The sequence below is a fragment of the Pseudanabaena sp. FACHB-1998 genome, from assembly GCF_014696355.1.
In the GTDB taxonomy this organism is placed as follows: Bacteria; Cyanobacteriota; Cyanobacteriia; order Pseudanabaenales; family Pseudanabaenaceae; genus Pseudanabaena.
Genome location: NZ_JACJQA010000001.1, coordinates 20,234 through 38,339 on the forward strand (window position 1 = coordinate 20,234; position 18,106 = coordinate 38,339).

General features: G+C 42.2%; 7 protein-coding genes. 5 read left to right on the forward strand and 2 right to left on the reverse strand.

Features of this window, described 5'->3' with window-relative positions; all coding sequences use genetic code 11:
* The first annotated feature begins 357 nt into the window (after positions 1-357).
* On the forward strand, positions 358-3,687 hold the full coding sequence (locus H6F42_RS00100; protein WP_190397316.1) for a hypothetical protein: 3,330 nt from the start codon (positions 358-360) through the stop codon (positions 3,685-3,687).
* Here the strand turns inward: H6F42_RS00100 and H6F42_RS00105 are convergent.
* Complete coding sequence (locus H6F42_RS00105) at positions 3,664-6,120, reverse strand: CHASE2 domain-containing protein (protein WP_190397317.1); 2,457 nt, start codon at positions 6,118-6,120, stop codon at positions 3,664-3,666. The two genes, H6F42_RS00100 and H6F42_RS00105, sit on opposite strands and share 24 nt — an antisense overlap.
* A 9-nt stretch (positions 6,121-6,129) precedes the next feature.
* Positions 6,130-7,914, reverse strand: coding sequence for a ShlB/FhaC/HecB family hemolysin secretion/activation protein (locus tag H6F42_RS00110; protein ID WP_347272273.1), 1,785 nt, complete (start codon positions 7,912-7,914; stop codon positions 6,130-6,132).
* A gap of 500 nt (positions 7,915-8,414) precedes the next feature.
* Between H6F42_RS00110 and H6F42_RS00115 the strand changes: the two genes are divergently transcribed.
* The 4 genes from H6F42_RS00115 to H6F42_RS00130 all read left to right on the forward strand — a co-directional run bounded on the left by H6F42_RS00115 (position 8,415) and on the right by H6F42_RS00130 (position 17,659).
* Positions 8,415-12,236: a filamentous hemagglutinin N-terminal domain-containing protein gene (locus H6F42_RS00115; protein WP_190397318.1), complete on the forward strand. Its 3,822-nt coding sequence runs from the start codon at positions 8,415-8,417 to the stop codon at positions 12,234-12,236.
* Positions 12,237-12,324: 88 nt separating this feature from the next.
* Positions 12,325-14,979 carry a CHAT domain-containing protein gene (locus tag H6F42_RS00120; protein WP_242018278.1) on the forward strand — a complete coding sequence of 885 codons (2,655 nt, stop codon included), beginning with the start codon at positions 12,325-12,327 and terminating at the stop codon, positions 14,977-14,979.
* 153 nt (positions 14,980-15,132) lie between these two features.
* Positions 15,133-15,897, forward strand: a complete 765-nt coding sequence (locus H6F42_RS00125; protein ID WP_190397320.1) for a DUF928 domain-containing protein — start codon at positions 15,133-15,135, stop codon at positions 15,895-15,897.
* 79 nt (positions 15,898-15,976) lie between these two features.
* On the forward strand, positions 15,977-17,659 hold the full coding sequence (locus tag H6F42_RS00130) for an ATP-binding protein (RefSeq protein WP_190397321.1): 1,683 nt from the start codon (positions 15,977-15,979) through the stop codon (positions 17,657-17,659).
* Positions 17,660-18,106: the final 447 nt, after the last annotated feature.

An 18,106-nucleotide genomic window follows, 5' to 3' on the forward strand; every position in this document is an offset into this window, starting at 1 on the left:
GTATGCTTGATCTAATACTTTTTACTTAAGGAGATAACCAATATTTTCCTTCAGAAACCAAAAAAGCCAGTGATACCACCCACTAGCTCTTTGATGACCCGAAGGTACTTAAATTAATATCCGGAAACGAAAAGAAGAAGTCTACGGATGAACTTTGCTTTTTTGACAGATTGCAGTTTTGTTCGTTCTAAGACACTTGACCAGTGCTTATTTATATCTTAACGCAAGATATGAGTTTAGCAATAGCTTTTGCTGGAATTTTTTTAAATTAAGCAAAATTTATTATTGAATTGTTCAAAGACTTCTTTTTGTTTCCTGATTGAAATCGCTACAAACTTTACAATCAGGACAATACAAGTGTTTTCTAATTTCAACCCTCCCTTGCAACAGATCTCTGAAGAGAGCGCAGTTAACCCCCATAATCACCCCCCCAAACAGGCATTTTCTTTAAATAATCAGTATTCTAGCGGCAAATTTTCTCCCACTAAGTCCCATAACCCTTGCCCCATTTGCGATGACATCAAGGGTAAATGTCGGACTGTCAGTGAGGATTTTGTGCTGTGCATGACCCATGCCTCTGATCTGGGTCTACTAAATTGGAAATTTGTCGGCGAAACTACAGGCAGTTACTTTGCAGGAAAATATCTCCGCGTCAGACCAGAGACTGAAGCCGAACAACAGCAACGACGCGACACTCATCTCAAACAGAGAATTGCTCAACACAAATTACAACGATCGCGCTTAGCGAAATTACCTGATACCCCTCAACGCGATCGGGTATTTACTAACTATTTACAAAAACTGAATTTAGATGAAATAGACAAAGCAGATTTACTAAGCCGTAATTTATCTGAAAGTGAAATTATCAGACTAGAGGCTAAATCTACCAAATCTGGCTATATTCTGCCCATCAAAAATCCTCAGCAGCAAATTCTTGGTTTTCAAATCCGTTTGCGTGATGGATCATCGGGGCGCTATCGCTGGCACAAACCTTGGGGGATGAGCGCCCAACAACAAAATGGGGAGTTACCTCTCGCCTTTTATTCAACTTTTTATTCATCTTTTCCTGATGAAGCCATCAAGGGTCAGCGTGTGGTTTTAGTTGAAGGAACTGGGGTAAAGCCCTATCTGGCGGCGAAGCTGCGAAACTGCCCTGCCATTGGGGCTTCGGGCGGACAGTTTATGGCAAGTAAACAAACTTTGCTGACCTATTTACAAGATCTGGGCGCTAGCTCGGAAACGACGAGATTAGAATATGCGATCGATGCGGGTGACGTTGCTAACCCTTCAGTACTGCGTCGCCATGAAAAAAATCTTAACTTTATCGCTGAGCTTGGCTTTGCGATCGATGTCCTGTGGTGGGGACAACTTACTAAGGATGCTGATGATATTGATGAATTAGGGGATAGCTCCATGATTGAGCTTTTGACGGTGGCTCAGTTCTGGGCGATCGCCAATTATCAACCTAAGCCCAAGTTTGCCCCCTTCCAATGGTTCAAGGACAGATTATTTCCTGAGCAGAATCCTCAACCTCAAGTCAAAGCTCTGGGATTTGTGAGGCGATCGCCGCAAGTTAGTCCTAGTCCTATTAATCCTAGTAGCTCTACTTTGACCTACACATCGGGGACAAGGTTAGAGACTTGGCGCGATTTATTAAAATCTCATAAACATCTTCTCGATACCTCGGAGACGGGGACGGGCAAGAGCCATGATGCAGGCTTATTACGTCCTGAAATGTTTAATGACATTGAGCGGATTATCTATATATCTAATGATTCTCGTAATGTCACTACGGAAACGCTGCAAGATTGGCAGTTATTACCCGCTCGTCATCAAGGATTGACCACCAAAGGTAATAAGTTACGCCGTGCTAACTACGGTGATGATTTGCATACAAAATCTAATTGCTCTCGCACAGGCGCGATCGCGGCTCTGATTAATAAAGCAGTTACAGATACCAGTGTCATTTGCGAAACCTGTCCGTTATTAAATGCTTGCCGTCATTCCCATGGCGATGGGTTTGGCTTTAGACATGAACGAGCGATCGCTTTTAAGTCCACGATTCTGCGATCGCATCCCGCGAGTTTACCTAGCCCCGTGGATTATGATTACTCCAAAACTTTGCTGGTCTGGGAAGAGGTCAGCGAAAGCCTCGCGACCATGCGTCAGATTATGGTTGACCAAGATGATATTGATAAGGCGATCGCCAAGATATCTCGCTCTAATCTAGAAAATCCCCAACAATTTATTGATGTCTTAAATAAATTGCATCACCTATTAGCCGATAAATCCCGTCATGGACTAGATTTTCATAAAATCAAAGCAACTATCTCCGATATCGTTGATTCTTCTGGATTAGCCGACTTGTTTAAACCTGATTTATCAATTCTGGATACTGTCGAGGCGATCGCCGATTCTGAGTTTACCAATGCTAAGGGGCAAGAAAAACGGGAGCTAGCGCGTCTCAATTCCTTGCTCAAACATGAAACCACTCTGCAAGCAACGGAGGTGGAGCGCCGCATTGAACGCGAAATATTAAAGCAATGGTTCTGCGAATTTTTAGATATTCTGTCTGGGGCAATGCAGTATGGCGATTTGCATATTCACAAAGGCAAACTGACAGTCTCGATTCTCAATCCTCGCTTGCGGGACATTACGAGTCATTCGGCAGCCAATCTTTATCTGGATGCCACCATTAGTCCCCATGATTTAGAAATGCGGATCAAGGCTCAGATTCATCCAGTTAAGCAGTCTACTAACTTTGCAAAACCCAATATTTATCAAGTTACCGATATTGGGCGCATGACCATGCAACGGGGCAATGAGCAGACCCGTCAGGCTCAAGCAATTATTGACCATCTCAAACAAACCGAGCCGAGTACCAAGGTTATTGATTTTAAAAAATTCAAAGACTACGCAGATGGAGCTTGGTTTAGGGATTCTCGCGGTTCCAATGATTTTATTGAGGCAAAAAATTTAGTCATAGTTGGTACTCCCTGCCCGAACATTGCCGCCCTTAAAGCTGAGTATGTCGTGTTAACGGGGTCACATCCTCTAGAAAAAGATGCAGATTTTGCGAATTTTGTCGATCGCCAGATCTTGGCTAATGTCCAACAATGTTTTGGGCGTAAGTCTGGACAGCGCTTTCATGAGGGCGACAAGATTTATTTCTTGTCAAATTTTGATCTTGGCGATATCCCCCATACTCAAATCAAAGCCGCCGCTATTACACCTGAAGCCATGAGTAAGGTGGAAATTCTCCGACAAAAGGTTAAGGAGCAAATTCAGCAAGCCGTCGCTGAAGGATTTGATCTTTTATTTGTGGGGCAAAGGCAAATGGCGCAGTGGCTGGGACTAGAGCGAGGTACTTATCTGTACCATGCAGACTGGATCAATTCGCTATTAAGCTCTTTATATAGCAAATTGATCCAAAATTTTAGTGAAAATGCTCCACCAAATCTGGCAGATACTCTCTCAGCCGAGGAATTATCTCAGATAGAGTTTTGGGCTGGGGCTTCGGAACGGCTTTTAGTCGATCTGGTTCCTGTGCGTGATTTATTAGGCGGCATTTTTGAATTTTTTGATCGCCATATCCCGCGACATTTACATATTTATGTTCTTGATCGGCTGTCGTTAAAGGCTAAAAATGTTTTATTTTCGTCCTTAGCGCTGGTGACTCTGGGTTGAATCCCAATTTTGTGAATGGGTATTAATTGGCAAAGCGATCGTAAACTTTGTCCCTACATTAATTTCACTTTCACAGCTAATCGTTCCCTTAAGATTTTGGGTGACAAGGTTATAGATGATATGTAGCCCTAAGCCGCTACCACCTCGATCTCTGGCGGTGGTAAAAAAAGGCTCAAAAATCCTTGGTAAATGTTCGGGCGTAATGCCCTTGCCATCATCAGAATAAATAATTACGAGCTGATCTTCTTTTTGCATCAGTTCAAATTGGAGCTTTCCTTTTTTTTCTAATCCTTGATAGGCATGGGTTAGAGAATTCATCACTAAGTTCGTAACAATTTGCGAGAAGATGCCCGGATAACTCTGAATAGCGATCGCCTGATCCCCATGAACAAAAACTTGATGGGGGGTGTATTTGATCTGCGGCGCTAGGCTAATTAAAATCTTTTCGATATAGTCTTTTACGAGAAATTCCCGCTGATCTAAGCTGGATTGATCGACCGCAACCTGTTTAAAGTTTTGAATCAATTCGGCGGCGCGTTGCAAATTCTCTAAAAGAATTTCGCTACTACTTTTGGCTTTATCTAAATATGCTTGTAGGCTAGATTTTTTGAGTTCGCCCCGATAAAAAGACTCATTAAATTTTTGCGTAGCACCTTCAAGGATCGAAGCCGCCATTAAACTATTGCCAACGGGGGTATTCACTTCATGGGCAATCCCTGCCACCATACTGCCGAGGGCGGCGTATTTTTCGGACTCGACCAGTTGCTTTTGGGTGGTTTGGAGTTCGTCCAAAGTGGTTGCTAGTTCGAGATTTTTGTGGTGAATGGCTAATTCGGCTTGTTTGCGATCGCTAATATTGCGGATCATAAATAGCACCTCATTGGCTCCACTTACGACGATGCGAACCTCTTCATGTTGGTATTTGCCATCCACATAGATTTTCTGCTCATATATCTGGATCTGACCTGTAATTAGAGCCTGATGAATATGAAAAAGGTGGCGATCGCTAATTTCGGGCGGGAGAATTTGGGAAAGGTGCTTACCAACATTCTCAAAGTCAGGATATACAACCGCGATCTCCTTGCTGTAGTTGATTAGTCCCAAATAAATTCCATCGCTACTGACATTGAACATCAAATCAGGAATGACAGCCAGAATCGCTCGTCTACGAGCTTCGCTACCACTAAGTGCGGTATAACCTGTGATCGCTATAGATGAGCCGAATAGAGCCAGCAAGGATGGAACGATCGGAATCCACCACCCCTGTAGAAATAGGATATAACTAGCCGTGAATAGGCTCACCCCCACCCCTGCGATCGTAAGAAATGTCCAAGGTATACGGAAGGTAAACTTTGATAGCTCGATTTTGCTGGGTCTATGGCAATTCCAGCAAAATGCGCCACTGGCGATCGCCCAGATGGCGATCCAGAGGCATTCAATCGGTTTTGACCAGACTCGTAAAATAGGTCGATCATCAAGGGCATTGGCAATTAATTGACTGGCAATATTTGCATGAAGAACTACGCCACTGGTAATGGGAAAAGAATTGCCTAGAGTCGTACTGTTGTAGGGAGTAATAAAGTAATCGGTGTCACTCTCGGCAGTAATTCCAATTAAAACAAGGCGATCGCGAAATATATCATTGGGAATCTCTCCCTGTAAGATTTGAGTCAGTGAGACAGAACGAAAATCATCCTTAAAAGTGCGAAAGTTCGATAATATTTGATAGCCGCCTACTTCTTGATTGACATAACCGCCATCATTTCCCCCCATGGGCGAGAAGGTTGCCTTGCCTAACTTGTAGGTTGGTATTTTGGGATCGATAACTTCAGGGAGAATGTTTTCTTGTTTTAGATATTGCAACGCTAGAGAGGCGCTTAAGCTGGGAACTGCTTTGCCTTGTCCATCCTTAAGGGAGATTAGTACACGCCGAATTTTGCCATCGCGATCGGGCGGAAAATCATTAGCAGCGACTTGATTTAGTTCTTCGAGAACTGGCGGAGCAGCTACACTGCTACCTTCGCGATTAGCGATAACTTTCCTGATTCCAATCAGATTTGGGGTGGATTTAAAGACTTTTACTAGTTCCTGATATTCAGAACCATACTCTTTCGGTACTGGCAAATCGCGGTAGATATCTAGTCCGATGGCTCTAGGCTGTTGTTCTCTGATTACATTGAGAAGTTTAGCGAGAGTATCATCGGTAATTGGATAACCAAATTTTTTGATGTCAGATTCATTGATCGACACAAGCACAATGCGGTTATCTCGCGGCTCATGCGGTCGCCATTGAAAGAATAAATCATAAATCGATAGCTCAAGGGGCTGTAAAACACCCAAAAAGCGTATTCCTAGCAAAATTCCTGTTGTTATAGGAATAATGGCAAAGAACTCTTTGCATTTCCAAATTCTTTTTTTGAGATTAATCCACATAGATAAATTTTAAAATGGATTAGCAGATATGGAAAAATAAATTCCATTTTCCTGTAAGGTTTTTTTGTCCGCAGAGATACGGCTAAGGGGGATGCCCAAATCAAGGCGCATGGTTAGGCGATCGCTAATTTGTAGCCTTAATCCCAGACCTACTGAGGCAAGGGTACTGGGATCAGGATTGGGATTTGCTAGCTGATTCCATACTGTACCAAAATCCACAAATGGCACAACCTGTAAAAGTCCGCTAATTTCAGGAATTCGCAGCACAGGAATCCTGACTTCGGCGGATAAAAGTAACCCGTTGTCACTGAGCAGAGCATCTTGACGATAGCCGCGGAGGTTGTCTTGACCTCCCAAACTAATTTGCTCCTGCGATAAAAGTGGGCGATCGCTAAGTTGGAGATCAGCTCGCAGAAATAGCAAGGTTTCTGGAGCTAAAAGTCTTACATATTGAGTTTGTCCGCGCCAAGCCAAAAACTGACCATCGGGAGCGATCGCATTAATGGTTGCGCCCAAAGCATTCAGCCCTAAACTTAATTGCGATCGCGCCGCAAAAACTTCTTCGGCACTGCGCCGTACATATTCCTGAAAAAAGCGCAGGGCTGTAACTTTAGTTTGACCATTAGCATCAGAGCCAAGGGAAGGGAAAGGGATCGAGCCACCTAATAAGGAGGCGGCGCTTTGCCGATGGTTTAAAGTCAAGCCTAGAGCCAGATCTTGGGAGATATTTTGGAAGATGGGTTGGCGAATTGTCAGTTCGTAATTTCGAGAATTAGAGGCAATATCGAGCAGATTAAATGGTGATTCGATGACATTACTAGCTGAAGTTCCCAAGTTAAAGCTGATTGTCCCGTTATAAGGATTGAAGGGAATCGTGTAACTAACATCAAAAGCATTACTACCATTGGTATTGCTGTAGGACAGACTTAAGCGATCGCCTAGTCCCGTTAAGTTCGCCTCGCCCATCTGAATTTGGCGACGTTCCGAGCCAACGCTAGGAGTCCGACTATTATCAAAGCCAATTTGTGTGCTGAAGGTCTTCGCCTCGGTTACCTTGATTTCTAAGTTATTTAATCCCGCTTGCAAGCTCGGTGATAAATTTGCGGATATGCTCTCAATCAAAGGATTGATTTGTAATAGCTGTAATGCTTCGAGGAGACGATTACGATTAAGTGGCTTGGTCGTAGCGATCGCAATTCTGGATTGGATATATCCTTCGTTAAGTCTATTTAAGCCTGTGACTCTAAGTTCTTCTATTCCCCCCTCGATGATCTGAATCTGGACGATTCCTGATTGTAAGTCCTGTTCGGGGATGTATGCCCCAGAGGTGATGTAGCCTCTTTCTATATAAAGTTCCGTAATCTGGGTTCTAACTTCAAATAGCTCAATAATGGAAATCGGTCGATTGGTATAGGCTTGGGTAATTACTTGGAAGTCCTGATCGCTAAAAATACTGCTGCCAATGACTGCAAACTGCTTAACTACGATCAATTCAGAAGTGCTATTAGGAGGAACTTGGGGAGACTGAGGCGTTAAGGGGTTTTGAGGGGCAAATAGACGATCTGGAGGCGGAAGTTTGGTCGGTTCTGGAGGTGTTTGGGGAGTGACTTTGGGGGCAAGATCGTTAGGAATGGCGAAGTTAGAAGGAATCGGATTAGTTTGAGAGGCGATCGCTTGAGGATAAAAATTAAAGGCGATCGCGATCGTCACCACAAAAATATATTTTTTCTCGCATTTTTGGGTGATTTTTAGATTGTCTTTAAATATGAAAATCCTCTTGTTTAATACTTTCACAATAACTACTTCTAGCTTTCACTAAAACTCTATAAATCGACTTGGAGCTTATTATTTACTGATGTTACATGGAAGTTTTCAAGACCCTCACCTCTAGCCCCTCTCCCAAAAGGGGAGAGGGGAACAAGAAATTGTTTTACTCCCCTTCTCCCTTGATGGGAGAGGGGGTTGGGGGGTGAGGGTTCCATTTAACATCAGTTACTTATACTCTCTTTAATCTTATCTTGAGCATCAAAACTCCTTAAAGATTCATTAGTTAGGTGACGGGGTGTAATTAAATATAAAACCACAAAAGCTTTGACTTACGCTGTGAGTGTCTCACAACTTTGAATTTTGTTTTTTTTAATTATGCCTAGCTACTTGTTTTATATATTTAGGATTAAAATTAGAAATAAATTCTCTTGTCTTGATAATCTCATTAAATTTAAATTGACGTGAGCTTATTCAAATTCTCCACCTCATCCTGATTGCCCTAATAATTATTAAGAGAAATTTAAGTAATGAAGCTCGATCCTCTATGTATGCGGATCTCAGGTGCGATCGCTCTAGGCTATTTCACTGCTGCTTTCCCTGCTTTGACTCAGATTATTCCAGATGCCACTTTACCCGTAAATTCTAGGGTCACTACAGATGGATTAATTCATACCATTGACGGTGGTACATCGAGGGGCATTAATCTTTATCATAGTTTTCAAGATTTTTCAGTTCTCACAAACCATATAGCCTATTTTAATAATGCGTTCAATATTCAGAATATTTTGACGCGAGTAACGGGGAATTCTATCTCTAATATTGATGGAATGATTAGAGCTAATGGAAAAGTTAATCTGTTTCTGTTAAATCCTAATGGAATTACCTTTGGCGCAAATGCCAAATTAGATATTGGCGGCACTTTTGGGGGGAGTACAGCGAATAATCTCAAGTTTGTCGATGGGAGTGAATTTAGCGCCATCAATCCGCAGTCATCACCTTTATTAACAACTGACATTACACTGGGCTTGCAGTATGGCGCGAGTAAGGCGGGAGCCGTAATTACCAATCGAGGTAATCTCTCAACGGGACAAGACTTAGTTTTAAATGCAGACAAATTAGACCTGCAAGGGCAATTACAAGCAGGTCGCGATTTGACTTTACAGGCGCAGGATACTTTAAAAATAAGGGATACTGCTAGCATTCCCTTTGGGGGCGTTGCAGGTCGTGATTTGTTGCTTCAGGGCAATCAGTCCGTGGATATTTTTTCCCTAAATCAGCCTAATAGTGGGCTTTGGTCAGGTAGAGAGATGATTTTGCGATCGCTAAATCCTGTTATTGGCGATGCTCATTTTTATGCTAGCGGAAACTTCAGGATTGAAAACTTAAATGGAAATACGGGAAATCTCTTAAGCCCTAATGACCCCGTAATTCTCGCAATCGGTAATGTGACTTTAGGCAACTACATCGGTGCATCGCTGCATATTTTGGCTGGGGGAAGCGTTACGCTCGGTAATGTCACGATTACGAATAAAGGCGATGTTAGCAGTACCATAAATCCTCGAAATACGACTCTATTTAATGCTACTAAAAGTTATGCCGATCTCGCCAGAGTCTATGTGACCGACTATCAAGCGATTAAGAATAGTGATGGCTCAGTTCAGGATGTCATCCCTATAAAAATCCCGATTGTCATTGATGGAAGTAATCAGGCAATTTTAGACGTGCGATCGGGGCTAGATTGGGCGCAGTTAGGCGGATTGCCGACGAGTCCTCTATTTTTAGGGGCGATCGCCTCGAGCCAGAGCTATTCCAACTCTCCCACTAAAGCGGATATTACGGTAAATGGGACGATTCGCGTAGATCAACCGAGTGGATTAGTGTTATTGACCAATCAATTTACTCCTAATACTCTGCAAGGCAAAATCTCCACCCAAGAAATTGATGTGGGTACGGCTGTGATCGGAGCTAGTGCTGGGGATATTCGTATTTATGGACGTGACGATATTGCCTTGAATGCCAACTTGATTGCTTACTCTGAGCCAACCTTTGGAAATGCGGGAAAGGGTGGCTCAGTCGCTATTTCTACTTATTCTGGAAATATCACGATGGAATCTGATCTGTTTACAGATTCTTTTACTCTATTGGGTGATGCAAGTAATGCGGGCAAAATTTCCTTGTCTTCTTATTCAGGAAATATCAATCTTAATAACATCTATTTTGAATCATCTTCATTCACCTATGACGGGAACTCTGCAAATGCTGGAGATATCGCGCTTACGTCTTACTCTGGCAATATTAATGTTACTCGTCCACTTTGGAAATCTCCTTCGGTATCGCTAACAAATGGTTCTTCAGGGAATGCAGGCGCAGCTTCCTTTGCCACTTATTCTGGCAATATTACTATCAAGAATGCTAAAAGTTTCTTTGGCGACAAAGGCACGTATTTAGATACAGGTACTTACTCTGGCTCTAAGTCTTCTGGCAATGGAGGCGCGTTTTCTTTAGCTAGTAACTCTGGTAATATTTCGCTGATTAATGCGCCGCTTAATTCTTCCACAGCTTCCTATTCATCCTCAAAATCTGAATACGCTGGTAATGGAGGCGCGATTTCTCTAGCCACTGCTTCGGGTGATATTAACCTTAATGACTTAACTCTGTATTCGTATTCCTTCTCGCCATCGACTAATGCGCGAAAGGGAGGAGCAATTTCTTTGTATTCTGGCTCTGGAAATATTAAGCTGAACAACTCAACCTTGTCAGCATACTCATTTGCGCCTTTGGCAAGTTCTCAAAATGGCGGATCAGTATCTATCTCTACTCCCAAGGGGAATATTATCAGTGATTTAACTAGCTATATATTGTCGTTCTCTATTTCCAAGTTGGGAGCCAATAGTGGGAATGGTGGTGAAATTACCCTTGTGGCGAAAAATCAAATTACTAATCTTGGTTTGTTTACCTCATCGGCTTTTGGGCAAGCGGGAACGGTAAATATTAAAGGATTAAGTGATTTAACGATCGCTAGTTTGCAAGTGATCACCAGTAAGACCGTAAACTTCCCTAAGCGCGATTACGATATTAATGACCCCAATACTTTTATCACGACAATTTTTGGTACGGGACAAAGTGGGCGATCGGGAGATGTCAAGATCCTAGGTTCCCGAAATCTCAACTTTGACAATACTTTAATCCTCAGTACGACCCAAGGAATTGACCCTGCTGGCAATATTTTCATTGCTAGCCCTAACTTCATCACCTTCCAAAAGAATAGTCAAATTTTGAGTAATACCAATAGCCTTGGCAATGCAGGAAATATTGCGGTTGAGGCAGGTGAGGGCATCATTTTTAAAGATAATAGCCAAATTACTGCCCAAACTAGTAGTGATGGAAAAGCTGGTAATATCGACATTAAGGCAAGGAATTCGATTCTCTTTACCTCAGGGACTGGCTTATTTGCTAATACAACTAAAGGCTCCAAAGGGGATGGCGGTAATATTACGATCGATCCGCAGTTTGTTACTCTTCAAGATGGTGCAGCGATCGCCGTCGGTAGTCTTGGCTCTGGGGTGGGGGGAAGCATTGCCATCACTGCTAATTATCTTTCTCTTCTCAATGCTTCCACTATTAGCGCCTCAACTGCTAGCAGCAATGGCGGTAACATTACTTTAAACGTTCCCAATATCTTACTTCTGCGAGGGGGGAGCCAAATTAGTACTACGGCAGGTACAACGCAGTCGGGCGGCAATGGTGGCAACATTAATATTAATGCGGGATTCATCGTTGGCGTGAAAGAAGAAGATAGCAATATTTTTGCTAATGCTTTTACGGGTAATGGAGGTAGTATTAACATTGCAACTAGGGGCATTTATGGTCTAACATTCCGTTTGCAACCCACAGACTTTAGCGATATAACGGCTAGCTCTGAATTTGGTTTGCAAGGAAATGTCATTGTGACTACTCCTGAGGTCGATCCTAGTCGGGGATTAACTTCTTTGCCTGTCAATCTCACCGATCCATCTAAGGAAATTAGTCAAAGTTGTGCCGTGGGAGGAAAGTTATCGGGTCGAGATAATAGCTTTACAGTTTCAGGAAGAGGGGGATTGCCCAAAAGTCCTAATGATGAACTGTCTAGTATTCAACCTTTGGCAGAACTAGCCGAAGTTGTGCCAAAGAGCTATATAGCTAAGAATTCGGAACTAAAGCCAGAATTTATAAAAGAACTTCCTCAACCTATTGTGGAAGCCAATACGATCGCCCGCGATCGCGATGGCAAGCTCCGATTAATGGCGGCGATGAATCCGCTTAGCCCTGTCATACCTCGGCTTGCCTGTGCGAAGGACTTAGTAAATTAAAGAACCAATTTTTAGTTGGTGCGGCAAAGCTTCACCAACTAAAAAATTGTAAATAAAGAGCAAAACTATGGTTTTATGGAAATCAATTTTGAAACTTAATTCCAAACAACGTAAATTTTGGAAATATTTTTGTCTGGCAACTCTTGCAACCATCCTTACTCTCTTTTTCGGGTGGAATATTCAGCCGAGCATTGCGAATAACCTTGCTAAGTTATCAATGGATGAAATTCATAAGCTTAAACCTCATTCAGTTATTGCTCAATCTCTACCTAATAACTATTTAACTCTCATCCAGACGGGTAAACAATATTATCAGTCCGCCCAATACGCTAAGGCGATCGCCCTTTGGCAACAAGCCTTGGACATTCTCGCAAAACAGGGCGATCGCCTCAATCAAGCCGTTGTTTTACAAAATCTTGCCTTAGCTCAGCAACAACTGGGAAATTGGCGCGAAGCAGAGAAATCAATCTTATTCAGTCTCGAAATTTTGCAATCTAATCCAGAACAGCCAAAATTATTAGCACAGGCTCTCAACGTTCAAGGCAACATTCAACTTGTAGAAGGCAAGCCTCAAGAAGCTTTAGCTACTTGGCAAAGAGCCGCGATCGCTTACGAACAGTTGGGAGACAAAGAAGGCTTTATTCGCAGCAAGATTAATCAAAGCCTAGCCATGCGATCGCTAGGGCTATATCCAAAAGCTAGAGATACTCTAAAACAGTTGCAATCAGTAATTAGAGAACTCCCCAACTCTTCCCTTAAAGTTTCCAGTTTGCTCAACCTTGGCGACACGTTGCGGTTAAGTGGGGATTTCTCAGAAGCTACCTTGTTGTTGCAAGAAAGTCTCGTCATTGCCAAACAACTGGACGATGCCGCCGACATGTCCGAAATCTTCCTGAGCTTAGGAAATATTGCCTATAGCCAGCAACAAGCCGCTAGTTCGGGCGATAGCGATTACCGCCAGCAAAAGAGCTTTGAGGCGATCGCCTATTATCAACAGGCCGCTAAAATCGCAACTAATCCTCTGCCCAAGGTTAAATCCCAACTCAACCAACTGCGATTAGAAATTGAACTCAAGCAAATTGAGTCAGCAAAAAAGTTGTTGCTAGCGATTCAACCACAACTTCAAACCCTGCCGCTTAGCCGATCAGTGGTCTATGCAAGGGTAAATTTTGCTCAAAGTCTAATTAAGTTAAGTCCAGATTTAAGCGATCGCCAACTTGCAGCGCAATTACTCGCCAATGCGGCTCAGCAAGCCAAGGAGATGGGCGATCCAAGGGCGGAATCCTATGCGATCGGCTATTTGGGTGAACTTTATGAACAATTTCAACAATTTTCAGAAGCACAGGGGCTAACGGAACAAGCGCTGATCCTCGCCCAGACTAATAATGCGAGCGATATTGCCTATCGTTGGCAGTGGCAACTGGGACGCATCCTCAAAGCCCAAGGTAAAAAATCTCAAGCGATCGCCGCCTATAATGAAGCAGTCAATACCCTAGCCTCCATTCGAGGGGATCTCGTATCTAGCAATACGGATATTCAATTTTCTTTTCGAGATAGTGTCGAACCAGTCTATCGCCAGCTTACCGCCCTCCTCCTGACCCCCGAAAAGGGTAAACCCGTTAGTCTCGACAATCTCAAAGCCGCTCGTAAAGTCATCGAATCTCTTCAGCTAGCGGAGTTAGATAATTTCTTTAAAGAAGCTTGCTTAGTTAGTAAAGCTACACAAGTGGAAGATATCGACTCGCAAGCCGCCGTAATCTATCCCATCGTGTTACCTGACAGTTTGGAAGTAATTATCTCGTTACCCGATCGCTCTTTGCAGCACCACAGTACCCAAATTCCTCAGGACAAACTCGAACAACTATTCAGCGAACTGCGGCGATCGCTTCGACGAACATCCCTTGAAACCGATATTCAAGCAGTCTCCGCGAAACTTTATAACATCCTCATTGGCAAAGAGATAGAATCTGCCCTTGCGGCTAATAAAATTAAAACCCTCGCCTTTGTGCTGGATGGTTCCCTACGAAATTTACCCATGGCAGTTCTCTACGATGGCAATCAATACCTGATGGAGAAATATAACCTAGCGATCGCCCCCGGACTTCAACTAATCGATCCTCGCCCTCTCAAACGCCAGCAATTAGAAGTATTTATTGGTGGCTTGAGTAAAGAAACTCAAAATTTTAAGTCACTGCCCAATGTAGAAAGAGAAATCAAACAAATTTCGGCGATGGTATCATCACAAGCGCCATTAATTAATGAAACTTTTCTTAGCTCATCCATCCAAAAGCAGATTAATAAAATTCCCTTTCGAGTAGTTCATTTAGCTACTCATGGTGAATTTAGTTCAGATGCCGAAAAAACTTTTATTTTGACTTGGGATAATCGTCTTGGAGTCAAAGAATTAGGCGAATTACTCCAAACTAAAGCTCAAGATAGTAGAAATCCCATTGAGTTATTGGTTCTTAGTGCTTGTAAAACCGCCAAGGGAGATAAACGGGCAACTCTAGGACTAGCAGGAGTGGCAGTGCGATCGGGAGCGCGTAGCACGATCGCTAGTTTATGGTCAGTTGAGGACGGCGCTACAGCTACATTAATGGAAAATTTCTATCAAGAACTTTCTATAGCTGGAACTACCAAAGCCGACGCTTTACGCAGAGCGCAGATGAGCCTTCTCAAAAACACTCAGTTTACACATCCCTTCTACTGGGCTCCCTTTGTACTAGTCGGCAATTGGCTATAAATATCAATTTGGGTGTGGCGCAGCTTGTTTGCCCCCCAATTGATTCTTTTACTAATTACACTGTGTCGCAACTATAAAAAACGAGTAACATAATTTATAGCAATACATATAAGAAATCTAATTTTATTAGACTCAGTCTCTAGGAATAAGGCTATGCTTCGTAAATTATTAGATCGACAATTATTAGATCGATACTTCGCACTTTGGGCGATCGTAGTATTTGGGGAAATTGCTGCTTGCTCTCTCTTTTTAGCCGACGCTAAAGCCCAAACCTTTGAGCCACCTTCCAGTAACCCATCACCCACCACCACTATCGGTGGCGGTCGCCGAGGTAGCGATGGGCAATGTTTAAAAGATCGCGATATTGAGCAGAGAAACATCAAAAACAAACAGTCTCTAGACCAACAATTGACTCCCTTACTTCCTCCCAACAAATTTGGACTTACGATCTCCTCAACTCCCCAGTTTTTTGCTTATATTCCTAAAACTAACGCGATCGCCGTAGAATTTACCCTCGAAAATCCTCAAGGTAAAGGCATTGCCCGCAAAAGACTAGAGTTAACCAACACTCCCAGCATTGTTAATGTCCAATTTGAAACAGCATCCCTAGAAGTTGGCAAAGACTATAAATGGCTGATCTCTGTCGTATGCGAAACAGGCGATCCTGAAGACGCTTTTGTCGAAGGGATTATTCGTCGCATTAAACCAGAGCAACCTCTACTCAAAAAACTCGAAAAAGCCTCAGCGATCGAAAAAGTATATACCTATGCCAAACTCGGAATTTGGTACGAAGCGCTCGCTGAACTAGCGAATTTACGAATGTCTCAACCCAATAGCAATGACCTGAAAACTAGTTGGTTGAATTTGCTCAAGTCTTCTAGCCTTGAAACCCTAGTAAACGTTCCCATCACGAACTAATTTAACTTAGTCATCTAGAGAGTATGATTGGCGGCGCGCCGCCAATCATACTTCTAAAACCCTAGTCATAAAAAGTAAAATGTCTACAGATCCAGATGAACTAATTTTCCTAGAAGAAGATGAAGAGTCATCTTTTGTAGAAGAAGCTTTAAAATCTTCCTTAAGAAGCGCTGAAAAAAGTCATGAATCTAAGCATATTCCTGAAGTCATAGCTCTACAAAATAGATCAGCATGGAAAATCTTAATCTGTGATGATGATCGTTCGGTTCACGCCGTTACTAGACTCGCCCTAGAGGGCTTTAAGTTTGCAGACAAAGGATTAGAGATAATATCTACTTTTTCTGGAGCCGAAGGAATCAAAATTATTGAGCAGCATCCTGACATATCAGTTGTTTTTCAAGATGTAATCATGGAGACCAACGATGCAGGCTTGCAAGCAGTCAAATATATCCGTGAAGTCCTCCAAAATCAACTCGTGCGGATTATTCTGCGTACAGGTCAGCCAGCAGATTTCCCCGAATCCTCTGTCCTTTTGAACTATGACATCAATGACTATAAGTCGAAAACTGAATTAACAGAACAGAAACTATTTACAACACTAATTTCCAGTTTGAGAGCCTACAGCACGATGATCAGCCTTGCTGAAAGCCGTCAAAAGCTATCTTCCCTCAACACCCAACTCCAACAATTTAATCAAGACTTAGAGAAGCTCGTTCAAGAACGAACTAGCGAACTAGAAATAGCTAAAGAAGCTGCTGACAGTGCCAACAAAGCCAAAAGTCAATTCTTAACCAATATGAGTCATGAATTGAGAACCCCTCTCAATGCCATTCTCGGTTACGCTCAAATCCTAAAAAATAATGTCGATCCGCTTAAGCATCAAAAAGGTCTAGATATCATCCAACGGAGCGGTAATCACTTACTAACTTTAATCAATGATATTCTAGACATCTCTAAAATTGAGGCAGGTAAATTAGAACTTGAACACGAACCATTCCATTTAGATGGACTCCTCAATGATCTAATTGATACGTTGAAGGTACAAGCTAATAACCAACAATTAGAAATCACATATAAGTCAATTGGACAAATTCCTAAATTAGTCTACGGAGATGCAAAGCGACTGCGCCAAGTTATATTCAACCTTATGGGTAATGCCATCAAGTTTACAAAAAAAGGAATAGTGTCTCTCGTAGTCCAAGTCCCTAGCCATAATAAAATTCGCTTCGATATTATCGATAGTGGTGTAGGCATAGCCCCAGAGAATTTATTTAAAATATTTGAATCTTTTGAGCAAGTTGGCGACCCCGTAGATATGCAATCAGGTACAGGATTAGGGTTGTCGATTAGTAAAAAGCTAGTAGCTATGATGGGAGGACAACTAAATGTAATCAGTACCTTAGGTAAAGGTAGTAACTTTTGGCTAGAAATAGACTTACCAACATACATAAGTCTCACACCCATTAATTTAGAAGCTGACGATGAATATTATGAAGTTAATCCTTCCGCGAATACATCTCAGCAGTCTCTCGTAAATAAAGTAAATGCTCTTAATGAAATCGTAATTCCTTCGCAACGTATATTACAAGAGCTATTAGAACTAACTGAAATGGGAGATCTTCAAGCTCTAAAGAAACGTCTCACCTATTTAGAGCAATCTGATGTAGAGCTATCAGCTTTTACAGAAGAGCTAGGAAAGCTCATACAGAACTTTCAAATTCGTCAAATTTTAAGTTGTCTCCATACTCTAATAGATTCGTGATCATAATATTGAGCATACGCATATCTATAATCCTTACTTTCATCCCATCAATACTAATCCAGCCATCAATACTTAAAACTAATTCAACTAACTACCGTACTTTGCGCTTTCTTAAAATACGTCTCTTGAAAAGCTCTAAAAAATGTGCTTTCTAGCTTTCCATAAAAAACATCTTTGATTTGACTAAATAAAATACTAAATAAAGGACTGAATTTTTTAAATTCTAGGCAAAGTCTAACCCCCTAGAACATATAAAGAGCAATGGATTGAAGTAAAATAGAGAACCTGCCGAAGAAAACAAAACTACAAAACCTATTGACAAAGCAATGTAAGGTTGCTAAGTTAGTAAAGCGCTGAAGGGAGGCGAAGCGAAAGCAAGCCGACCTAAACTGAAAGGAAAAGCGCGAAGAACCTAGACAAAAGAATAGTTTGAAAGCTTTAAGAAAC

Coding starts and splice junctions, on each gene's coding strand:
- H6F42_RS00105 (WP_190397317.1), bottom strand. CDS start 6,120: ATGTGGATTAATCTCAAAAAAAGAATTTGGAAATGCAAAGAGTTCTTT.
- H6F42_RS00115 (WP_190397318.1), top strand. CDS start 8,415: ATGAAGCTCGATCCTCTATGTATGCGGATCTCAGGTGCGATCGCTCTA.
- H6F42_RS00125 (WP_190397320.1), top strand. CDS start 15,133: ATGCTTCGTAAATTATTAGATCGACAATTATTAGATCGATACTTCGCA.
- H6F42_RS00130 (WP_190397321.1), top strand. CDS start 15,977: ATGTCTACAGATCCAGATGAACTAATTTTCCTAGAAGAAGATGAAGAG.